Source organism: Pseudomonas sp. NFACC39-1 (assembly GCF_900110355.1).
Taxonomy (GTDB): domain Bacteria; phylum Pseudomonadota; class Gammaproteobacteria; order Pseudomonadales; family Pseudomonadaceae; genus Aquipseudomonas; species Aquipseudomonas tehranensis.
Genome location: NZ_FODL01000027.1, coordinates 1 through 21901, shown reverse-complemented (window position 1 = coordinate 21901; position 21901 = coordinate 1). Strand labels below are relative to the sequence as shown.

General features: G+C 60.5%; 22 protein-coding genes. 18 read left to right on the top strand and 4 right to left on the bottom strand.

Features of this window, described 5'->3' with window-relative positions; genetic code table 11:
- Nucleotides 1-102: 102 nt before the first annotated feature.
- On the bottom strand, nucleotides 103-444 hold the full coding sequence (locus BMY45_RS26890; protein ID WP_076386396.1) for a zinc ribbon domain-containing protein YjdM: 342 nt from the start codon (nucleotides 442-444) through the stop codon (nucleotides 103-105).
- Between the two features lie 191 nt (nucleotides 445-635).
- A complete protein-coding gene (locus BMY45_RS26880; RefSeq protein WP_076386394.1) occupies nucleotides 636-1604 on the bottom strand; it encodes a polyprenyl synthetase family protein in 969 nt (322 codons plus the stop codon).
- A 239-nt stretch (nucleotides 1605-1843) separates the two neighbouring features.
- On the opposite strand from BMY45_RS26880, the gene rplU reads away from it, so the two are divergent.
- From rplU to BMY45_RS26855, 5 genes are all read left to right on the top strand, one after another.
- Nucleotides 1844-2158 (top strand): 50S ribosomal protein L21, encoded by a 315-nt coding sequence (rplU, locus tag BMY45_RS26875; RefSeq protein WP_003176051.1) that lies wholly within the window; start codon nucleotides 1844-1846, stop codon nucleotides 2156-2158.
- A 35-nt stretch (nucleotides 2159-2193) separates the two neighbouring features.
- Nucleotides 2194-2451, top strand: a complete 258-nt coding sequence (rpmA, locus tag BMY45_RS26870; protein WP_003205738.1) for a 50S ribosomal protein L27 — start codon at nucleotides 2194-2196, stop codon at nucleotides 2449-2451.
- Between the two features lie 190 nt (nucleotides 2452-2641).
- Nucleotides 2642-3865 (top strand): Obg family GTPase CgtA, encoded by a 1224-nt coding sequence (gene cgtA / locus BMY45_RS26865; protein WP_047230163.1) that lies wholly within the window; start codon nucleotides 2642-2644, stop codon nucleotides 3863-3865.
- Between the two features lie 307 nt (nucleotides 3866-4172).
- Complete coding sequence (gene proB, locus BMY45_RS26860; protein WP_092403421.1) at nucleotides 4173-5291, top strand: glutamate 5-kinase; 1119 nt, start codon at nucleotides 4173-4175, stop codon at nucleotides 5289-5291.
- Nucleotides 5292-5300: 9 nt separating this feature from the next.
- A complete protein-coding gene (locus BMY45_RS26855; protein ID WP_092403419.1) occupies nucleotides 5301-5765 on the top strand; it encodes a CreA family protein in 465 nt (154 codons plus the stop codon).
- Nucleotides 5766-5974: 209 nt separating this feature from the next.
- On the opposite strand, the gene rpsT is transcribed toward BMY45_RS26855, so the two are convergent.
- A complete protein-coding gene (gene rpsT, locus BMY45_RS26850) occupies nucleotides 5975-6253 on the bottom strand; it encodes a 30S ribosomal protein S20 (protein WP_003185593.1) in 279 nt (92 codons plus the stop codon).
- Between the two features lie 254 nt (nucleotides 6254-6507).
- Between rpsT and murJ the strand changes: the two genes are divergently transcribed.
- The 6 genes from murJ (at nucleotide 6508) to ispH (ending at nucleotide 14033) form a co-directional block, all read left to right on the top strand.
- A complete protein-coding gene (gene murJ, locus BMY45_RS26845; RefSeq protein ID WP_092403417.1) occupies nucleotides 6508-8046 on the top strand; it encodes a murein biosynthesis integral membrane protein MurJ in 1539 nt (512 codons plus the stop codon).
- A 129-nt stretch (nucleotides 8047-8175) separates the two neighbouring features.
- On the top strand, nucleotides 8176-9114 hold the full coding sequence (gene ribF, locus BMY45_RS26840; RefSeq protein ID WP_047230167.1) for a bifunctional riboflavin kinase/FAD synthetase: 939 nt from the start codon (nucleotides 8176-8178) through the stop codon (nucleotides 9112-9114).
- Between the two features lie 13 nt (nucleotides 9115-9127).
- The gene (ileS, locus tag BMY45_RS26835) at nucleotides 9128-11959 is read left to right on the top strand and encodes an isoleucine--tRNA ligase (RefSeq protein WP_092403413.1); all 2832 of its coding nucleotides are present in this window, start codon (nucleotides 9128-9130) and stop codon (nucleotides 11957-11959) included.
- On the top strand, nucleotides 11952-12476 hold the full coding sequence (gene lspA / locus BMY45_RS26830; protein WP_092403411.1) for a signal peptidase II: 525 nt from the start codon (nucleotides 11952-11954) through the stop codon (nucleotides 12474-12476). The genes ileS and lspA overlap by 8 nt, the downstream gene beginning before the upstream one ends.
- On the top strand, nucleotides 12469-12906 hold the full coding sequence (fkpB, locus tag BMY45_RS26825) for an FKBP-type peptidyl-prolyl cis-trans isomerase (RefSeq protein WP_092403409.1): 438 nt from the start codon (nucleotides 12469-12471) through the stop codon (nucleotides 12904-12906). The genes lspA and fkpB overlap by 8 nt, the downstream gene beginning before the upstream one ends.
- 179 nt (nucleotides 12907-13085) lie before the next feature.
- On the top strand, nucleotides 13086-14033 hold the full coding sequence (gene ispH / locus BMY45_RS26820) for a 4-hydroxy-3-methylbut-2-enyl diphosphate reductase (protein ID WP_092403407.1): 948 nt from the start codon (nucleotides 13086-13088) through the stop codon (nucleotides 14031-14033).
- Here ispH and BMY45_RS26815 read toward each other — a convergent pair.
- Nucleotides 14010-14525 (bottom strand): GspH/FimT family pseudopilin, encoded by a 516-nt coding sequence (locus BMY45_RS26815; protein WP_143071711.1) that lies wholly within the window; start codon nucleotides 14523-14525, stop codon nucleotides 14010-14012. The genes ispH and BMY45_RS26815 overlap by 24 nt on opposite strands.
- Nucleotides 14526-14784: 259 nt before the next feature.
- Between BMY45_RS26815 and BMY45_RS26810 the strand changes: the two genes are divergently transcribed.
- Genes BMY45_RS26810 through thiO form a run of 7 tightly spaced genes read left to right on the top strand, consistent with a single transcriptional unit; the run spans nucleotide 14785 to nucleotide 21571 of the window.
- On the top strand, nucleotides 14785-15258 hold the full coding sequence (locus tag BMY45_RS26810; RefSeq protein WP_092403405.1) for a GspH/FimT family pseudopilin: 474 nt from the start codon (nucleotides 14785-14787) through the stop codon (nucleotides 15256-15258).
- Nucleotides 15255-15716, top strand: coding sequence for a type IV pilus modification protein PilV (gene pilV / locus BMY45_RS26805; protein WP_092403403.1), 462 nt, complete (start codon nucleotides 15255-15257; stop codon nucleotides 15714-15716). The genes BMY45_RS26810 and pilV overlap by 4 nt, the downstream gene beginning before the upstream one ends.
- Nucleotides 15713-16426 carry a PilW family protein gene (locus tag BMY45_RS26800; RefSeq protein WP_092403401.1) on the top strand — a complete coding sequence of 238 codons (714 nt, stop codon included), beginning with the start codon at nucleotides 15713-15715 and terminating at the stop codon, nucleotides 16424-16426. Before pilV ends, BMY45_RS26800 begins: the two co-directional genes overlap by 4 nt.
- 10 nt (nucleotides 16427-16436) lie before the next feature.
- Entirely contained in the window at nucleotides 16437-16916 is a 480-nt protein-coding gene (locus tag BMY45_RS26795; RefSeq protein ID WP_256573684.1) for a pilus assembly PilX family protein, read from the top strand.
- Nucleotides 16903-20004 (top strand): pilus assembly protein, encoded by a 3102-nt coding sequence (locus tag BMY45_RS26790; protein WP_092403397.1) that lies wholly within the window; start codon nucleotides 16903-16905, stop codon nucleotides 20002-20004. Before BMY45_RS26795 ends, BMY45_RS26790 begins: the two co-directional genes overlap by 14 nt.
- 10 nt (nucleotides 20005-20014) lie before the next feature.
- Nucleotides 20015-20416, top strand: a complete 402-nt coding sequence (locus BMY45_RS26785; protein WP_092403395.1) for a type IV pilin protein — start codon at nucleotides 20015-20017, stop codon at nucleotides 20414-20416.
- A gap of 54 nt (nucleotides 20417-20470) precedes the next feature.
- Entirely contained in the window at nucleotides 20471-21571 is a 1101-nt protein-coding gene (gene thiO / locus BMY45_RS26780) for a glycine oxidase ThiO (protein WP_092403393.1), read from the top strand.
- The last annotated feature ends 330 nt before the right edge of the window (nucleotides 21572-21901 follow it).

Here is a 21901-nt window from a genome sequence, read left to right as displayed (position 1 = left end):
GCTCAAGGCGGCTGGCACCTGGCTAACGCCCGAGAAATGGGCTGAAGGGGGGAGGGTGAAGCTCCATCCCACACGCGGGGCATGGGATGGAATGCAGCCGAATCAGACTTTTCTGACGAACTCGGATTTGAGTTTCATCGGGCCGATGCCGTCGATCTTGCAGTCGATGTCGTGATCGCCATCGCACAAACGGATGTTCTTGACCTTGGTGCCCACCTTGACCACCAGCGACGTGCCTTTGACCTTCAGGTCCTTGATCACGGTGATGGTGTCGCCGTCCTGTAGGACATTGCCGACCGAATCCTTCTTCACCGTCTCATCGGACGCGGTTTCAGCTTCACCGCTGGCAGACCATTCATGGGCACACTCCGGGCAGACCAGTTGAGTACCGTCTTCGTAGGTGTATTCGGAATTGCATTTCGGGCAGGGAGGCAACGTGCTCACTAAAGTTCCTTGGGTATCAGGAGGGCAAAAGGGCGCACATTATATAGGGTTTTGTTACGAGGTGGGTGATGCGGGGCCTTTGTGGCGAGGGAGCTTGCTCCCGCTGGGCTGCGAAGCAGCCCTAAAAGAACCTGCGGTCGCTGCGCAACCGAGCGGGAGCAAGCTCCCTCGCCACAAAAAGCCCTTGTGGATCAGTGAGTACGGGCCACCGCAAACTCACTCAACTCCACCAGCGCATCGCGGTACTCGCTGGCTGGCAGGGCGTCGAGGCATTTGATTGCGCGGGCGACGTAGTCACGGGCCAGTTTCGCGGTGTAGTCCAGCGAGCCGGAGGCTTCAACCGCTTCGCGAATGCTCTCCAGGTCTTCGATTCCGCCTTTCTGGATCGCCTGGCGTACCAGCGCCGCCTGCTCAGGGGTGCCTTCGCGCATGGTGTAGATCAACGGCAGGGTCGGCTTGCCTTCGGCCAGGTCGTCGCCGACGTTCTTGCCCAGGGTTTCGGCGTCGCCCTTGTAGTCCAGCAGGTCGTCGACCAGTTGGAAGGCTACACCCAGGTGATCGCCAAAGGTGCGCAGCGCTTCGCTCTGCTCGGCGCTGGCGCCAGCCAGGGCGGCGGCGCTGTGGGTCGAGGCTTCGAAGAGCATCGCGGTCTTGCCGCGGATGACTTCCATGTAGGTTTCTTCGGTGGTGCTGGCATCGCGCACCTTGGACAGCTGCAGCACTTCGCCTTCGGCGATGATGCGCGTGGCCTGGGACAGGATCTTCATCACCGGCATCGAGCCCAGTTCGACCATCATTTCGAACGAGCGCGAATACAGGAAGTCGCCCACCAGCACGCTTGGGGCATTGCCCCACATGGCGTTGGCGGTCGAGCGGCCACGGCGCATGCCGGACATGTCGACCACGTCGTCATGCAGCAGGGTCGCGGTGTGCAGGAATTCGATGGTGGCAGCCAGCAGGCGCATGTCGTCGCCTTCGCGACCCAGGGCCTTGCCACACAAAAGCACCAACAAAGGCCGCAGGCGTTTGCCTCCGGCCGAAGTAATGTAATCGCCGATTTTCGATACCAGCGGCACTCGGGAAGTCAGCTGCTTCTTGATGATGCCGTCGACGGCGCTAAAATCGTCCGCCACCGCGCGGTAGAAAGCTTGGGGTTGCATCAGCGACAGGTGCTCCAGAAGGGTTGCGCGGCATGCTAGGACCCACGCCTGGGCCTGTCAAGGCGCGATGGACGGCCTCTTGCAAGGCGCTTGCGGCTTGCGTACAATCGCGCACCCTGAACTTCCTGGGCAGCACCTGCCTTACGCAATTGCATCCGGGCCTTCCAGCCCATGCAGCCATGCCAGCCAATACCTCTTCTTATAAAGCGCTGGGTGAGCAGGATTATCGGAGAAATACCATGTCGTACGCAGTAATTGTTACTGGTGGCAAGCAATACAAGGTCGCCCCAGGTGAATACCTGAAGATCGAAAAACTGGAAATCGCTACTGGCGAATCCGTGACTTTTGATCGCGTTCTGTTGGTCGCCAATGGCGATGACGTGAATATCGGCGCTCCAGTCGTTGCTGGCGCTACCGTTGTGGCTGAAGTGATCTCCCAAGGTCGTCACGATAAAGTCCGCATCATCAAGTTCCGTCGCCGTAAGCACCACATGAAGCGTATGGGCCACCGCCAGTGGTACACCGAGATCAAAATCACCGGTATTCAGGCTTAATTTCAGCCTAATTCCTCACTAGGAGAATTGAACTCATGGCACACAAAAAAGCTGGTGGTAGTACCCGTAACGGTCGCGACTCAGAAGCCAAACGCCTTGGCGTCAAGATGTATGGCGGCCAGGCTATCAAAGCGGGCAACATCATCGTGCGTCAGCGCGGCACCCAATTCCACGCTGGCTACGGCGTAGGCATGGGTAAGGATCACACCCTCTTCGCTAAAGTCGAAGGCGTGATCAAGTTCGAAGTAAAAGGCGCCTTCGGTCGTCGTTACGTAAGCGTTATCGCAGCTTAATTGCGAGACCGCTGGAAAAGCCCTGTCTTGCGACGGGGCTTTTTCGTTTGTGGGGTGAGTCTCTTGCAAAACTGTTTGTATGGGCTGTCGGCGCTGCGGTTGGGGCGTGTCATCAGGTCGCTGCGCTCATTTTTGCAAGAGTCTTATGTCTTGTTTTTTTGGCTCGTCCGTATGGCGAGAGGCGTGTGTCATGAAGTTTGTTGATGAAGTATCGATTCGAGTAAAAGCCGGCGACGGCGGCAATGGTTGCATGAGTTTCCGTCGAGAAAAATTCATTGAGAACGGTGGTCCGAACGGTGGCGACGGCGGCGACGGCGGCTCGATCTATATGCTCGCCGATGAAAACCTCAACACCCTGGTGGACTACCGTTACACCCGGCACTTCGATGCCGAGCGTGGCTCCAACGGCGGCAGCACCGACTGCACCGGCAAAAAGGGCGAAGACCTGATCCTGCGCGTGCCGGTCGGCACCACGGTGATCGATTCCGCCACCCAGGAAGTCATTGGCGACCTGACCAAGGCTGGCCAGCGTCTGCTGGTGGCCCATGGTGGCTGGCACGGTCTGGGTAACACCCGTTTCAAGTCCAGTACCAACCGTGCGCCACGCCAGACCACGCCAGGCAAGCCGGGTGAACAGCGCGACCTGAAGCTGGAAATGAAAGTGCTGGCCGACGTGGGCCTGCTGGGCCTGCCGAACGCGGGCAAGAGCACCTTCATTCGCTCGGTGTCGGCGGCCAAGCCGAAAGTGGCCGATTACCCGTTCACCACCTTGGTGCCGAACCTGGGTGTGGTCAGTGTCGATCGCTGGAAGAGCTTCGTGGTTGCGGACATTCCAGGGCTGATCGAAGGCGCGTCTGATGGCGCCGGCCTGGGGATTCGCTTCCTCAAGCACTTGTCCCGTACCCGGTTGTTGCTGCATCTCGTGGACATGGCGCCGCTGGATGAAACCAGTGCTGCTGATGCGGCCGAAGTCATTGTCAGCGAGCTGACCAAGTTCAGCCCGGCCCTGGCTGAGCGTGACCGCTGGTTGGTGCTGAACAAGTGCGACCAGATCCTCGAAGAAGAGCATGAAGAGCGGGTCAAGGAAATCGTCGATCGCCTGGAGTGGGAAGGTCCGGTCTACGTGATCTCGGCCATTGCCAAAGAGGGCACCGAGCGCCTGTGCCACGACATCATGCGTTATATGGAAGATCGTGCCGATCGCCTGGCCAATGACCCTGCCTACAAGGAAGAGTTGGCCGAGCTCGATCAGCGTATCGAAGACGAGGCGCGTGCTCAGTTGCAAGCGCTGGATGATCAGCGTGCCCTGCGTCGCAGTGGCGTGAAGTCGGTCCATGACATCGGTGACGACGATTGGGATGAAGAAGACGTGGATGACGAAGACGGTCCGGAAATCATCTACGTTCGCGACTGATCTTGCGTTGATGTCGCGTAGCCAAAGATAAAGAACTGTGGGAGCGAGCCTGCTCGCGATGGTGTTGGATCAGTCGCATTGATGTTGATTGGCACACCGCTATCGCGAGCAGGCTCGCTCCCACAGGGATTTTTGGTGACTGCATGGGGGGCAGGTTTAACTGATCCAGTGCAGTGTTATCATCGCAATCAGCCAGTTTCCAAGGCGCCGCTCATTCGAGCGGCGTTTTGGTATCTGTAAAACGCAAATACGAATAATCCCATGGGCGGTGCTGGGTCGCGCCGTTCGCTGGCAAAGGTTGAAGATGATGCGGAGCAAGGTGACGGGTGCGCGGCGCTGGGTCGTGAAGATCGGTAGCGCATTGCTGACGGCGGATGGCAAGGGTCTGGATCGCAAGGCGATGGCGGTGTGGGTCGAGCAGATGGTGGCCTTGCATGAGGCTGGCGTCGAGCTGGTCTTGGTCTCTTCGGGGGCTGTAGCAGCTGGCATGAGTCGGTTGGGCTGGACATCGCGACCCAGCGCGATGCACGAGTTGCAGGCTGCTGCCGCCATCGGTCAGATGGGCTTGGTGCAGGCCTGGGAGTCGAGCTTTGCCGAGCTGGGTCGCCACACGGCGCAGATTCTGCTGACCCATGATGACCTGTCCGACCGCAAGCGCTACCTCAATGCCCGCAGCACCTTGCGAGCCCTGGTTGAGCTGAAAGTCATCCCGGTGATCAACGAAAACGACACCGTGGTCACCGACGAGATTCGTTTCGGCGACAACGACACCCTGGCCGCGTTGGTGGCGAACCTGGTGGAAGCGGATCTGCTGGTGATTCTGACGGATCGCGACGGCATGTTCGACGCCGATCCGCGCAGTAACCCTGACGCCAAGTTGATCTACGAAGCGCGTGCCGATGATCCGGCGCTGGATGCGGTGGCGGGCGGTACCGGTGGCGCGCTGGGGCGAGGCGGCATGCAGACCAAGCTACGCGCCGCCCGTCTGGCTGCTCGCTCCGGGGCTCACACCATCATTGTCGGTGGGCGGCTGGAGCGGGTGCTGGATCGCCTCAAGGCCGGCGAGCGCATCGGCACGTTGCTGTCGCCTGAGCGCGGCATGCTGGCGGCGCGTAAGCAATGGCTGGCCGGGCATCTGCAAACCCGTGGCACGCTGGTGTTGGATGCGGGGGCGGTGTCGGCGCTGTCCCAGGGCAATAAAAGTCTGCTGCCGGTGGGCGTGAAGCTGGTCCAGGGCAGTTTTCGTCGCGGCGAAATGGTGGTGTGCGTGGCGCCGGATGGTCGCGAAATCGCTCGCGGCCTGGCCAACTACAGCGCGCTCGAGGCACAAAAAATCATCGGTCAATCGTCTGATGCGATTGTCGGTCTGTTGGGTTACATGGCCGAGCCAGAGCTGGTTCACCGTGACAACCTGATTCTCGTCTAAGGAAAAATCATGGGTTTGGCAAAAGGATTGATCGGCTTGCTGGTGGCATTGCCGCTGCTGGCCTCGGCCGAGGAAATTGGCCAGGTGTCGACGGTGTTCAAGTTTGTCGGGCCGAATGACCGGATCGTCGTTGAAGCCTTCGATGATCCGAAGGTGGATGGGGTGACGTGTTATCTGTCCCGGGCCAAGACCGGTGGGGTGAAGGGTGGTCTGGGCCTGGCTGAGGATCGCGCCGAGGCGTCCATTGCCTGTCGTCAGGTCGGTCCCATCAGCTTCAAGGGCGAGCTCAAGGACGGTGAGGAAGTGTTCAGGGAGCGCACGTCGCTGGTGTTCAAGACCATGCAGGTGGTGCGTTTTCTCGACAAGAAGCGTAATACGCTGGTGTACCTGGTCTACAGCGACCGCGTGATCGAAGGCAGTCCGCAGAATGCGGTGACGGCGATTCCGATCCTGCCGTGGGCTCGTGCTCAATAGTTCGGGCAAACTCATTGTGAGAGAGGTTGTGTGGGAGCAAGGCTTGCCTGCGATGCAGGTGCCTCGGTCTATCTTAATGCTGAGGCGATGCTGTCGCGGGCAAGCCTTGCTCCCACAGAGGTCTGCCCCCACATTGTTCGTGCGGTGCCTGTTAAATCCCAGGCAATAAAAAACCGACCCTGAGGTCGGTTTTTTAACGAGCGCGTCGCTTAGGCAGCAGCGGCAACGTTCAGGGCCTTTACGTGGCCATTCAGGCGGCTCTTATGGCGAGCAGCCTTGTTCTTGTGGATGATGCCTTTATCGGCCATACGGTCGATAACTGGCACAGCCAGAACGTAAGCAGCTTGGGCTTTTTCAGCGTCTTTTGCGTCGATGGCCTTAACTACGTTTTTGATGTAGGTACGGACCATGGAACGCAGGCTGGCGTTGTGGCTGCGACGCTTCTCAGCCTGTTTTGCACGTTTTTTGGCGGAAGGTGTGTTGGCCACCGTCGAGCTCCTCGAAAGACTTTTTAGGAAATAGCAAACAAAATAGGCCGCGAATCATGCCGATGAGTTGATGTCTTGTCAAGGGCGGGTGACACGTTCCGCTGAATGGCAGGTACAACGCACCGGATGATTTCTTTCCGGCGTGCGACCTGTAAACTCGCGGGCTTTGGCTCTGCACTGTTTAGCGGCGCGGAGTATCGCATAAGTGGGCGCGTTGTTCGCCTGCTGTTTATCGACAGGCAAAAACTCTTTTCATGAATCTGCTCAAATCGTTGGCTGCCGTCAGCTCTATCACGATGCTTTCACGCGTCCTGGGGTTCGTTCGTGACACGCTGATTGCTCGGATATTCGGTGCCGGGATGGCCACCGATGCCTTCTTCATCGCCTTCAAGTTGCCCAACCTATTGCGGCGGATCTTCGCTGAAGGGGCATTTTCCCAAGCCTTCGTGCCGATCCTGGCGGAATACAAGAGTCAGAAGGGCGACGAGGCGACCCGAACGTTCATTGCTTACGTCACGGGTTTGCTGACGCTGGTGCTGGCGCTGGTCACGGCTGCTGGCATGCTCGCCGCGCCCTGGGTGATCTGGGCCACGGCACCGGGTTTTACCGATACCCCAGAAAAATTCCAGCTCACCACGGACCTGTTGCGGGTGACCTTTCCTTATATATTGCTGATCTCCCTGTCATCTCTGGCCGGGGCGATCCTCAATACCTGGAACCGTTTCTCGGTACCGGCCTTCGTGCCGACCCTGCTCAACGTCAGCATGATCGTATTTGCGGTGTTCCTGACACCGTACTTCGATCCCCCGGTGATGGCCCTCGGTTGGGCGGTGCTGGTGGGCGGCCTGGCGCAGTTGCTGTATCAACTGCCTCACCTGAAGAAAATCGGCATGCTGGTGCTGCCGCGTCTGAATCTGCGTGACAGCGGCGTATGGCGAGTGATGAAGCAGATGCTGCCGGCGATCCTCGGGGTTTCGGTGAGTCAGATTTCCCTGATCATCAACACCATTTTCGCCTCGTTCCTGGTGGCCGGTTCGGTGTCGTGGATGTACTACGCCGACCGCCTTATGGAGTTGCCCTCCGGCGTGTTGGGCGTGGCCCTGGGCACGATCCTGTTACCGACCCTGGCCAAGACCTACGCCAGCCAGGACCGTCAGGAATACTCGCGCATTCTCGACTGGGGCCTGCGCCTGTGCTTCGTGCTGGTATTGCCCTGTGCCCTGGCGCTGGGCATCCTGGCCGAGCCGCTGACCGTTTCGTTGTTTCAGTACGGTCAGTTCAATGCATTTGATGCCCTGATGACCCAGCGGGCATTGATCGCTTACTCGGTGGGCTTGCTCGGGATCATTGTGATCAAGGTGCTGGCGCCAGGTTTCTATGCCCAGCAGAACATTCGCACGCCGGTGAAAATCGCCATTTTCACCCTGGTGATGACCCAGCTGTTCAACCTGTTGCTGATCGGCCCGCTGGCCCACGCCGGCCTGGCCTTGGCGATCAGTGCTGGCGCCTGCCTCAATGCCGGGCTGCTGTTTTACCAATTGCGCAAGCAGAAGATGTATCAGCCGCAACCGGGCTGGGGCAAGTTCGGCCTCAAGCTGCTGGTGGCCGTGGGCGTGATGTCGGCGGTGTTGCTGGGGGCGATGCATTTCATGCCAGCCTGGGGCGAAGGGCAGATGCTCGAGCGTTTCCTGCGCCTGGGAGTGCTGGTCGTCGCGGGCGTGGTGGCGTATTTCGGCATGCTGCTGCTGATGGGCTTCCGCCTGCGCGACTTCAACCGCAAGGGCTTGAGCTGAGGGTTTACCCTCGATAATCCCGGGCCGGGCAGTGGTTTTGTCGGCTCGATCACTTTGGGTTACGGTGTTGCCTGTCGTCGGCCGCCGGGTGTGGTTATAATCGGCCACTTTATGAGCAAGAAGCGCGTTATGCAGCTGGTTCGAGGCCTCCACAACCTGCGCCCCCAGCATCGGGGCTGTGTCGCCACTATTGGCAACTTTGACGGTGTTCACCGTGGCCACCAGGCTATCCTGGCGCGGTTGCGCGAGCGTGCCCAGGAATTGGGCGTGCCCAGTTGCGTGGTGATCTTCGAGCCGCAACCCCGGGAATTTTTCGCCCCGGACACCGCGCCGGCCCGTCTGGCCCGGCTGCGGGACAAGCTGCATCTGCTGGCCGCCGAAGGCGTTGACCGGGTCTTGTGCCTGGCCTTCAATCAGCGCCTGAGCAAGCTCAGTGCCGCCGAATTCGTCGAGACCATCCTGGTGGGCGGTCTGGATATAAAACATCTGGAAGTCGGTGATGATTTCCGTTTCGGCTGCGACCGGGCAGGGGATTTCGATTACCTGCAACAGGCCGGCAAGGCCCGGGGCTTCACTGTCGAAGCCGCGCAGACCGTCGAGATGGATGGCATGCGCGTCAGCAGTACCCAGGTCCGCAATGCCCTGGCGGCTGCCGACTTCGAATTGGCCGAGCGTTTGCTCGGCCGGCCGTACCGGATTGCCGGACGGATCCTGCACGGGCAGAAACTGGCGCGCCAATTGGGCACGCCGACGGCCAACGTGCAACTCAAGCGTCGTCGTGTGCCGCTGACCGGGGTGTTCCTGGTGAGTGTCGAGATCGACGGCAAGACCTGGCCCGGTGTCGCCAATATCGGCGTCCGGCCCACGGTCCAGGGGGATGGCAAGGCCCACCTCGAAGTACATGTTCTGGATTTTGCCGGCGATCTGTATGACCGGCGTTTGACGGTGGTTTTCCACCAAAAGCTGCGTGAAGAGCAGCGTTTTGCCTCTCTGGAGGCGCTCAAGACGGCGATCCATGCAGATATCGCCGCCGCCCGTGCCCTTGTCGCAACCAGCGCCAATCGCTAATGAAGAGCCTTAAATGACCGACTATAAAGCCACGCTAAACCTTCCGGACACCGCCTTCCCTATGAAGGCCGGCCTGCCTCAGCGCGAACCACAGATTCTGCAGCGTTGGGACAGCATTGGCCTGTACGGAAAGTTGCGCGAGATTGGCAAGGATCGTCCGAAGTTCGTCCTGCACGACGGCCCTCCGTACGCCAACGGCACGATCCACATCGGTCACGCGCTGAACAAGATTCTCAAGGACATGATCGTGCGCTCCAAGACCCTGTCGGGTTTCGACGCGCCGTATATCCCAGGCTGGGATTGCCATGGCCTGCCGATCGAGCACAAGGTTGAAGTGACCCACGGCAAGAATCTGGGCGCGGACAAGACCCGCGAGCTGTGCCGTGCCTACGCCACCGAGCAGATCGAAGGGCAGAAGTCCGAGTTCATCCGCCTCGGCGTGCTGGGCGACTTCGCCAACCCTTACAAAACCATGGACTTCAAAAACGAAGCCGGCGAAATCCGTGCCTTGGCGAAAATCGTCGAGGGCGGCTTCGTGTTCAAGGGCCTCAAGCCCGTGAACTGGTGCTTCGATTGCGGTTCGGCCCTGGCCGAGGCGGAAGTCGAGTACGAAAACAAAAAATCCTCGACCATCGACGTCGCCTTCCCGATCGCCGATGAAGACAAACTCGCCGCCGCTTTCGGCCTGGGCAAGCTGAGCAAACCGGCGTCGATCGTGATCTGGACCACCACTCCGTGGACCATCCCGGCCAACCAGGCGTTGAACGTTCACCCGGAATTCAACTACGCCCTGGTCGATGTTGGCGACAAGCTGCTGGTATTGGCCGAAGAACTGGTCGAGTCCTGCCTGGCCCGCTACAACCTCGAAGGCTCGGTGCTGGCCACCACCCCGGGTTCGGCGCTGGAGCTGATCAATTTCCGTCATCCGTTTTATGATCGTCTGTCGCCGGTGTACCTGGCCGACTACGTGGAGCTGGGCGCAGGCACTGGTGTGGTTCACTCCGCGCCGGCCTATGGCGTTGACGACTTCGTGACCTGCAAGAAATACGGCATGGTCAACGACGACATCCTCAACCCGGTACAGAGCAATGGCGTGTATGTGCCATCGCTGGAGTTCTTTGGTGGCCAGTTCATCTGGAAAGCCAACCCGGCCATCGTCGATAAGTTGACCGAAGTCGGCGCGCTGCTGCACACCACCGTCATCGAACACAGCTACATGCACTGCTGGCGCCACAAGACCCCGCTGATCTACCGCGCCACCGCGCAATGGTTCATCGGCATGGACAAGCAGCCAGCCACTGGCGACACCCTGCGCCAACGCTCCCTCAAAGCCATCGAGGACACCAAGTTCGTGCCGGCCTGGGGCCAAGCGCGCCTGCACTCGATGATCGCCAACCGTCCTGACTGGTGCATCTCCCGCCAACGCAACTGGGGCGTGCCGATCCCGTTCTTCCTGAACAAGGAAAGCGGCGAACTGCACCCGCGCACCGTCGAGCTGATGGAAATGGTGGCCAAGCGCGTCGAAGTCGAAGGCATCGAAGCCTGGTTCAAGATGGACGCCGCCGAGCTGCTGGGCGACGAAGCGCCGCTGTACGACAAGATCAGCGATACCCTGGACGTCTGGTTCGATTCCGGCACCACCCACTGGCATGTGCTGCGCGGTTCGCACCCGATGGGCCACGAAACCGGCCCGCGTGCCGACCTGTACCTGGAAGGTTCGGACCAGCACCGCGGCTGGTTCCACTCGTCGCTGCTGACCGGTTGCGCCATCGACAACCACGCACCGTACCGCGAGCTGCTGACCCACGGTTTCACCGTCGACGAGTCCGGGCGCAAGATGTCCAAGTCCCTGGGCAACGTGATCGCGCCGCAAAAGGTCAACGACACCTTGGGCGCCGACATCATGCGCTTGTGGGTCGCCTCCACCGACTATTCCGGCGAGATGGCCGTTTCCGAACAGATCCTGCAGCGCAGCGCGGACGCCTACCGACGGATCCGTAACACCGCGCGCTTCCTGCTGTCGAACCTGACCGGCTTCAACCCGGCCACCGACCTGCTGCCGGCCGAGGAAATGCTCGCGCTGGACCGCTGGGCCGTGGACCGTACCCTGCTGCTGCAACGCGAATTGCAGGAGCATTACGGTGAGTACCGTTTCTGGAACGTCTACTCCAAGATCCATAACTTCTGCGTGCAGGAGCTGGGTGGCTTCTACCTCGACATCATCAAGGACCGCCAGTACACCACTGGCGCCAACAGCAAGGCGCGCCGTTCGTGCCAGACCGCGCTGTTCCACATCAGCGAAGCGCTGGTGCGCTGGATCGCGCCGATCCTGGCGTTCACCGCCGACGAGCTGTGGCAGTACCTGCCGGGCGAGCGCAACGAGTCGGTGATGCTCAACACCTGGTATGAAGGCCTGACCGAACTGCCGCAAGGTTTCGAGCTGGACCGGGCCTATTGGGACCGGATCATGGCGGTCAAGGCGGCGGTCAACAAGGAAATGGAGATCCAGCGCGCGGCGAAGGCCGTGGGTGGCAACCTGCAGGCCGAAGTGACTCTCTACGCTGAAGAAGCCCTGGGGGGCGACCTGGCCAAGCTAAGCAATGAGCTGCGCTTCGTGCTGATCACTTCCACCGCCAGTGTCGCCCCGTTGGTGCAGGCGCCGGCCGATGCGGTCGTCACTGAAGTCAGCGGCCTGAAGCTGAAGATCGTCAAGTCGAACCACACCAAGTGCGCCCGTTGCTGGCACTGCCGCGAAGACGTCGGCGTGAACCCGGAGCATCCGGAAATCTGCGGTCGTTGCGTCGACAACATCAGCGGCACCGGTGAGGTTCGTCACTATGCCTAATGTGGCGCCTAACGCAGCGGGCCGTTTCGGCCGGCTGAGCTGGTTGTGGTTGAGCGTGCTGGTGCTGGTCATTGACCAGGCCAGCAAGTACTACTTCGAGAACTCGCTGACCATGTACCAGCAGATCGTGGTCATTCCCGACTACTTCAGCTGGACCCTGGCCTACAACACGGGCGCGGCGTTCAGTTTCCTGGCCGACAGTTCGGGCTGGCAGCGCTGGCTGTTCGCCCTGATCGCCATCGTGGTCAGTGGCGTGCTGGTGGTCTGGCTCAAACGCCTGGGCCGCGATGAGACCTGGCTGGCCGTGGCGCTGGCATTGGTGCTCGGGGGCGCGCTGGGTAATCTTTATGACCGGATTGCCTTGGGCCACGTGATCGATTTCATCCTGGTGCATTGGCAGAACCGCTGGTATTTCCCGGCGTTCAACTTTGCCGACAGCGCCATTACCGTGGGTGCTGTGATGCTCGCGCTGGACATGTTCAAGAGCAAGAAAACCGGAGAAGCCGTCCATGACTGAGCAGCGTATCGCTCAAAACACTGAAGTGAAGCTTCACTTCGCCCTGCACCTGGAAAACGGCGACACCGTCGACAGCACCTTCGACAAGGCTCCGGCCGTGTTCAAGGTTGGCGACGGCAACCTGCTGCCAGGCTTCGAGGCGGCGATCTTCGGTTTCAAGGCCGGCGACAAGCGCACCGTGGTGGTTCCACCGGAAAACGCCTTTGGTCAGCCCAACCCGCAAAACGTGCAGACCATGCCACGCTCCCAGTTCCAGGACATGGAACTGTCCGAAGGTCTGTTGGTGATCTTCAACGACGCGGCCAACACGGAACTGCCAGGTGTGGTGAAAGCTTTCGACGACGCTCAGGTGACCGTGGACTTCAATCACCCACTGGCGGGCAAGACCTTGAATTTCGAAGTGGAAATCATCGAGGTCAAGGCGCTTTAACTGACCGGATGCGGTCCAGTGTGGGAGCGGGCTTGCTCGCGAAGAGGGCCTTACATTCAATATTGATGTTGGCTGACAGTCCGCCTTCGCGAGCAAGCCCGCTCCCACATCGGATTCCATTGTCTTTGAGTTTTTAGACAAGCATTACTATTTCTTGCGCGCAAGACACGAGGCACAGCATGCAAATCAAACTCGCCAACCCCCGTGGCTTCTGCGCCGGCGTGGACCGGGCGATCGAAATCGTCAACCGCGCCCTGGAAGTCTTCGGGCCGCCCATCTATGTGCGCCATGAAGTGGTCCACAACAAATTTGTCGTCGAAGACCTGCGTAGCCGCGGGGCGATCTTCGTCGAGGAACTGGACCAGGTGCCGGACGACGTCATCGTGATCTTCAGTGCCCACGGGGTGTCCCAGGCAGTGCGTACCGAAGCTGCCGGCCGTGGCCTGAAGGTATTCGACGCGACCTGTCCCTTGGTGACCAAGGTTCATATCGAAGTGGCCCGTTACAGCCGTGACGGTCGTGAGTGCATCCTGATCGGCCACGAGGGCCATCCGGAAGTCGAAGGCACCATGGGCCAATACGACGCCAGCAACGGTGGCGCGATCTATCTGGTCGAGGATGAAGAAGACGTCGCCGCGCTGCAGGTGCGTAACCCGCAAAAGCTGGCGTTTGTCACCCAGACCACCCTGTCCATGGACGATACCAGTCGAGTGATCGACGCCCTGCGTGCGCGCTTCCCGGCCATCGGTGGGCCACGCAAGGATGACATCTGCTACGCCACCCAGAATCGTCAGGATGCGGTCAAGCAACTGGCCGACGAGTGTGATGTCGTGCTGGTAGTCGGTAGCCCGAACAGCTCCAACTCCAATCGCCTGCGCGAGCTGGCCGAGCGCATGTCCACTCCAGCGTACCTGATCGACGGTGCCGAAGACATGCAGCGCAGCTGGTTCGATGGCGTCGAGCGTATCGGCATTACCGCCGGTGCTTCTGCGCCGGAAGTGTTGGTGCGCGGCGTGATCCAGCAATTGCAGGCCTGGGGTGCAACCGGTGCCGATGAATTGTCCGGTCGCGAGGAGAACGTCACTTTCTCCATGCCCAAGGAACTACGCGTGCGCTCCTTGCTTTAAGTCCTTTTCGCACAGCGCCTGCTCGGCTTCGACGCTTTCCAGGTGGACGCGGCCGGAGGGCGCCAATATCACCTGATGGTGGCTGACCGGCCCGCGTTTCGCGCAGACATGCAGCGTGCCTGCCTGGAATGCGCCGCCGGGGTGCAAGGCTTCCCCCCGGTTGCTGAACCTCACCCTGCGTCTCACCGGCTGGTTGCCGACCACCCGAGCGCTTGCCCTGCGCTCCATCAGTACGGTCTTCTCCTTGTCGTCCAGGGTCATTCGCCAGCCCCGGCCCCAATCGTTGTCTATCCCCCTGAGCACAACCGTCCGGTTGCGCGCGATGGCTTCGCTGCGCGCGCTGCGCAACCCGCTGATCAGTAACTGGGCGGTGTCCTCGCGTTCGATGGATTCGATCAGCTCTTTGTAGCCAGCGCCGGCCCACGACAGAACAATTGCCGCAATCGCCAGTCCCATGAGCAGTTCGATCAGGCTGAAGCCCTGTTGGTGCATGACATCTCCTCCCTGGAGAATGTGAAGCGGACTCAAGATTAATAGCCCATTGTGGCGAGGGGATTTATCCCCGCTGGGCTGCGCAGCGGCCCCAAACCAACCTCCGCAGGGTGTCAGGTTGGATCGTTATCAGCTTCAGTGGGGCCGCTGCGCAGCCCGGCGGGGATAAATCCCCTCGCCACAGGGCAGTATTGAGCACACGCAGTCGTTTGTTCTAGCGTGTAGAAGCAGGTATAGCCGACGGCGACGGAGGGCATCGATGGATCTTCGTACAAAAGGTTTCACGCTGATTGAGGTGCTGGTAGCCCTTGGCGTGCTGCTGCTCCTGATCACCCTGGCGGTACCGGCCCTTACCGGTTCGGTGCAGGGCACCAAGGCCGATACCGATATTGGCGATCTGCGCCGGGCACTGAACTTCGCCCGGATGACGGCGATCGACCGTGGTGTCGCCACACGGATTCGCCCCACGGCCCAGGGCAGCGTATGGAGCGGCGAGCTGACGGTGTATGACAGTACTGGCGCTGAGCCCAATGTATTGCGGGTTGTTCCGGCGATGAGCAGCGGCGCGACTCTGACGCTAACCTCAGAGGTGACCAACATTGATTTCAACAACCTCGGCGGGTTGTCGGCACCGGCCACGCCGGTGACTTTCAATTATGTAAGGGGGGCGCAGAGCAGGACGCTGAGTGTTTGCCTCAATGGACGAATCGTATTGGGTGGAAGTTGCGGATGAAGGGTTGCAGTAAACAGGCACAGGAGGGCATGACACTGATCGAGGTGCTGGTGGCGGTGCTGATTCTTGGCGTGGGCTTGCTGGGAGCGGCGATGGTTCAGCTCAATGCGCTCAAATATACCGACAGCTCGCGCATGACCAGTCAGGCCAGCTTCATCGCCTACGACATGCTGGACCGCATTCGCGCCAACTCCGGCGCCGATTACACGGTCACGCCGCCCAGTTCTCCCAATCTCAACGTAGCCCGGGACCAGGATCTCTACGATTTCAAGACCAACATCGTCAGCTTCGGCGGCGCCACGGCCACCGGCACTGTTGCCCTGCACCAGCGGGTCTACACCATTACCATCTCTTGGGACGACGCCCGGGCCGCCAACACGACCAACGCCGCCGAGGCGCGACGCAGTTTCGTGCTGACCAGTCGCGTGGCCGTCGACCCACCAGGGGCGACGCCATGAACAGGCATTGCCGGGGATTCGGCCTGATTGAATTGATGATCGCGCTGGTGCTCAGCCTGATTGTCGTGCTGGGTGTGGTGCAGATTTTCATCGCCGCCAAGAATACCTACGTCAGTCAGAGCGCAGCGGCGGTGATGCAGGAGGATGCGCGGTTCGCCCTGAGCAAGATGGTCCAGGAGCTTCGCATGGTGGGCATGTTCGGTTGTCTGGAGAGCGTTCTCGACGCGTCCTCGGCGGGGGACTTCAATGCCAGCAAGGTCACGCCGATCAGCTGGGACAACGCCAATCTGAAGCTGACGCTGGTGACGACGGATGTCGGCAACAGTGGTGGCGTGCCGACCTGGACCGTGATCTCGGACTGTCGCAACACGGCAACCGCCTATACCGGGGCGCGGCTACCGGCGGCCGGGCAAATGGCGTTTCCGATACGGCGGTTGATCTACAGCTTCAGCAATAACCAGTTGTTGATGGGCACCGGGGCTGGCAACCCGACCCAGGCGGTACTGGTGGATAACGTCCGGGCATTCGATGTGACATTTGGTGTGGCCAGCAGCGCGACAGACATCGCGGCATCGAGCTACAGCCGCAACCCGACCGATCCGGCCCTGATCCGCAGCGTGCGCCTGACCCTCACGCTCTTTGACCCGAAGAACACTGTGCGCGAGCAGACCTTTAACGTGGTTGCCGCTTTGCGCAACCGGCTTCTGTGAGGGACGACTGATGAACTCGACGTCCCTCAGGCACCGTCAGCGTGGCATGGCATTGCTGGTCAGCCTCGTGTTTCTGCTACTCATTACGTTGATCGGGCTGTCATCGATGCAGAGCGCCACCCTTCAGGAAAAGATGACCAGTAGCGTCATGCTGCGCAACCAGTCCTTCCAGGTGGCCGAGGCTGCGCTGCGGGTTGGTGAAAGCGCGGTACAGGCCGAGGCCTACTCCCTGCCGGTGTGCACCACTGCGACCCAGTGTGCGCCCCCGGCTGAATCGGCAACCCTCACGGCGGCCGGGCGCAATTCATCGTCGGGGGTGACCTGGATCGCCGTCCCTGGCGGGTTTTACGGCGTGCAGAACCTGGGCACCACGCTCACGGCGGTCAACGTGCCGATCAATACATCGGCAACGCTTTACCGGATCACGGCAGTGGCTGTGGTAGGCAATAACCAGCGCAGCGTCGTGGAGAGCATTTATGCGAAATATTAAGGCGCGTCGCGATTGGAGGCAGGCGTTCTGGGGCGTGCTGCTGAGCCTTTATCTGGCTGCACCGGCCTATGCTTTCACACCTTCGGATTCGCCGTTGCTGAGTGCCGCCGCAGTCACCCCCAACGTGATGCTGCTGATCGATGACTCGGGGAGTATGAACAACATCATTTGGGCGTCGGGGTTTGATCCGACGGTGACGCAAACGCGCACTTATGCATGCAGCGCCAGTAGCAATTGCAACGATAGGTATGAACTGGATCTGGATGACTCGAACATTCTGTTAATAAGCCTGTTGCGGGGCGGCTGCTCGTCTGGCTGGTACGGTTTCTATCGACCCGGCCTTGGCCGGATCTGCCTGCGGCTGCCAGACCCGGTGGGTGGGGGCGATACCCGCTACACCGCCAAGTACCTGGCGTATCTGGTAACCCTGGCCAACGGCTCGAACCGGGACTACACCAACGGCTCAATCCCCAGGGACTATCGAATCAACGTGGCACGGGATGTCTCCAACGACCTGGTCGCCAATAACCGTGCCCTGCGCATTGGGCTTGCCACCTTCAACCCGCCCAACTTCAGCAACCCCGGCCCGGGGGGCTACATTGCCCGCGTCGTCAGCGACCTGTCACCCGTCAGTGGCAGCGTGACCCAGACCCAGGCCAACGCCAACTACAGTGCCCTGATCAACGCCATCAACGGTCTGGGCGCGGTCGCCAATACGCCATTGGCCGAAAGCTATTACGAGGTCACCCGTTATTTCAGGGGCATGGCGCCGTACCACAACAGTACCCCCAGTACCTACACCAGCCCGATTCAGTATCGGTGCCAGAAGAATTTCGGAGTGGTGATCACCGACGGCTTGCCCACTTACGACCGTACCTTTCCCACCAACGATCCGCTAGGTGGATCCCGTCTACCGAACTGGGATGGCATCAGTACCAACGATGGTGCTGACCGCAACGGTGACGCTGAGGGCGATACGCTTTACCTGGACGACATCGCCAAGTTCGCCTTCGACATCGACATGCGCTCCACCGGCACCGATGCCACCGGCCAGAGCTGGAACGCCACGGACTTCCCCCGGCAGTACCTCAATACCTACACCGTGGGTTTTGCGGTCACCAATCCGATGCTGTCCGACGCCGCTCGCTACGGCGCGGGTAAATATTATCCAGCGTCCGACAGCGAAGGCCTGAACTCAGCCTTGTCATTGGCCTTGAGTGACATCACCTCCAAGGCTGGGTCGGGGGGCGGCGGCACCACCAACGGTGCAACGTTGTCCACCACCTCCAGCTATTACCAGACCACCTATGACCCCAAGGACTGGCGGGGCACCATCCGGGCATTCGGTTTTACTTCGGCGGGAACGGTCGATACAGCGGCCGTGCAGTGGACCACCAACACCAGCATCGTGCCGGGTGCCACGGCACCGACCTATCAGTCCTGGAACACCGCGACCAACACGCCGGTAACCCTGGCCTACGGCAACTTTTCACCGGCTCAGCAAACCAGCCTCAGCCAGGGCCTGCCCACGGGGATCACCGGCACCGATCTGGTGGAATGGAGCAAAGGCGTCAATAAAACCGGGCTGAAGGTGCGCAGCGTGTTGCTGGGCGACATCATCAACTCGCCTCTGGTGCTGGCATCGCCCAATGACCAGACCGCCTCGGATCTGCTGAACGACACCAGCTACAGCACTTACCTGGCAACCAAGGCGGCGAACATGAACGCCAATCTTGTGGTGAATGCCAACGACGGTTTCTTCAGCGTCATCAACAGCACCAACGGCACCCGGCGTTACGCCTACATGCCGTCGAGCGTCCTGCCCTTGCTGCGGGACATCGCCGACATCAATTACATCAATGGCGTGAGCCACAAGTTCCTGGTGGATGGGCAGATCGGCGTGTTCGATGCGCAATTGGGCAGTGCCTGGAAGACAGTGGCCCTGGGCGGGACCGGAGCCGGGGGCAAAGCGTTCTATGCGGTGCAGCTGTTCGATGCGGCGGCAGGCAATACGCTTCGGGCGTTGTGGGAAATCAGCGCACCGACCGTCGCCAATACGGCCAACGTCTTCAATGACCTGGGCTACGCCTATGCGCGTCCCGAAGTCGCGCGTCTGGCCGATGGTCGTTGGGCCGCGTTCATCGCCAATGGCTATGGCAGCAACACCGGCGTGGCGGCGCTGTACGTGGTGGATATCCGTGATGGCTCGCTGATCAGGAAAATCACGGTCAATAACAGCGAGACGGGTAACGGTCTGTCTTCGGTCAAACTTCGGGTCAACTCCCAGAACGTGGTGCAGGCCGCGTACGGTGGCGACTTGAAAGGGCGGATGTGGAAGTTCGACCTCAGCGGCACTTCCCCCACCACCTGGGGCGTTGCATTTGCCGGGCAGCCATTGTTCACCGCGCCCGGTGGTGCAACCCAGCCAATCACCGTCCAGCCGCTGCTGGCGGACAACCCCCAGGGCGGGACCCAGGTTTTTTTCGGCACGGGTAAATTCAACGAGGCGGTGGACAAGCTCAATAAGGATTTGCAGGGGTTCTATTCGATCTGGGACGCCACCGGCGGTACCGGACAAATCACGGTTTCGAGCCTGCAAGCCCAGTCGATCACGGGGGTGTTCTCAGGCAGCACCGGGCAATTCGTGACGACCAGCCAGACCGACGTGACGTATCCTGCGAAAAAAGGCTGGTATTTGCCCTTGGTGTACAACAACGCATTGACTGGGGAGCGGGTGATCAACCCGGCCAGTCTGGTGCTCGGGCGAATAGTTTTCACCACGGCCGCCGTGGACACCACCGACCCCTGCGCCAGCTTCGGTACCGGCAAACTGATCCAGGTGGATGCGTTCAACGGTAAGATGCTCAATTACGCGGTGCTCGACACCAACGGTGACGGCCTGCTCAACAGCCTCGACACGGTCTCCAGCGGGGTGATTTTCACGGGGGGTATCCCGACCTTGAGCGCTGTCGTCAGTGCCAACGGGGCCACCAACATGATCGTGAACGACTCCGGTGGTGGTATCACCGACCTGCTGGGAAAATCCGTCGGCGGCAGCCGCCGCATCATGTGGCGGCAAATACAATGAGAGATAAGGTATGCGCAGATCCAACCGGGGTTTCACCTTGATCGAAATCATGATCGTGATCGCCATCATCGGTATCGTGATCACCGTCGGCTATCCGAGCCTGACCGAATACATGAAAAAGGGGCGGCGCGCTGAAGTTGCCGGGCTGTTATCAGAGCAGGCGCAGATCCTTGAGCGTCATTATTCCAAGACCGGCGTCTACACCAACGCGACCGGGCTGAGCAGCGGGAATGATTTCTACACCATTACCCAGACGCTTTTGGACCAGAGTTTCACCCTGACCGCGGTGCGCAACAGCGGCTCGTCCATGGCAAGCGACAAGTGCGGTGATTTCACAATCAACAACACAGGCGCACGAAGCATCATCAACGCCACTGCCGGGCTGACCGCCAAGGATTGCTGGGGTCGCTGAGTTTATTTTTCGGGTGCTGTCCTGCGCCCTTTGTCTTGTGAGTTGAAATAGAACATGACCAGGCAACAGCAAGTGGTGATTGTCGGCGGCGGAGTTATCGGCCTGCTGACTGCGTTCAATCTCGCGTCCGAAGGGCAGCATGTGGTGCTGCTGGACCGCTCCAATGTCGGCCAGGAATCGTCCTGGGCCGGCGGCGGTATTGTTTCGCCGCTATACCCCTGGCGCTACAGCCCGGCGGTCACCGCACTGGCCCACTGGTCGCAGGACTTTTATCCACAGCTGGGGCAGCGTTTGTTCGCGGCCACCGGGATTGATCCGCAAGTACATGTCACTGGCCTGTATTGGCTGGACCTGGACGATCAGGTCGAAGCCTTGGCCTGGGCTGAGCGAGAAGGGCGCCCGTTGGAGGCTGTGGATATCTCTGCGGTGCATGATGCGGTGCCGGTGCTGGGCGCGGGTTTTTCCCGGGCGATCTACATGGCCGACGTGGCTAACGTGCGTAATCCCCGGCTGGTGAAATCCCTCAAGGCTGCCTTGCTGGCGCTGCCCAATGTCACCTTGCATGAACACTGCGAGGTCAGCGGGTTCATCCGCGACGGTGGGCGTGTGGTGGGGGTGGAAAGCTCGGCAGGACAGATTCGTGGCGAACAGGTGGTCTTGGCGGCGGGCGCGTGGAGCGGTGAACTGCTCAAGACGCTGGGGCTGAAATTGCCGGTTGAGCCGGTCAAAGGCCAGATGATTTTGTACAAGTGTGCGTCGGATTTTTTATCGAGCATGGTCCTGGCCAAGGGCCGTTATGCGATTCCTCGTCGCGACGGGCATATTCTGGTGGGCAGTACGCTGGAGCGTGAGGGTTTCGACAAGACCCCGACCGATGTAGCGCTCGATAGCCTGAAGGCTTCGGCGCAGCAGTTGATTCCGGCGCTGGCCGACGCCGAGGTGGTCGGGCATTGGGCCGGGTTGCGGCCTGGATCGCCGGAGGGCATTCCCTATATCGGTGAAGTGCCGGGGTTTTCGGGGTTGTGGTTGAATTGTGGGCATTATCGCAATGGGCTGGTGCTGGCGCCTGCGTCGTGTCGGTTGTTTGTTGACCTGATGTTGGGGCGTGAGCCGGTGATTGATCCTGTGCCGTATGCGCCGGCGGGGCGGTTGTAAGGTTCGGCTCTGGTTTGGGTTGAGCTGGGTGACGAGGCGGCCTGACAGCCGGCCAGGATTTTGTTGGCTGGGTACATATCCATTGCTGCGGTAACGGCGGCTTATGGTTCCGCTCTTACAGCGGGTCACTTTTGGAAGAGCGCCAAAAGTAACCAAAAGCGCTTTGCCCCACCACTCGGCACCTCGCTGAGGCTCGGTGTGCCCTCACTCCGGCATTGCTCCGTGGGCCCGCCGCGAAGGGCCATCCATGGCCCAGCGCGGCTACCTCGGCCTCCATGCCGAGGTACCCACTGCGCAATACCTACGTTCGGCCAGCGTGGTTAACGGGGC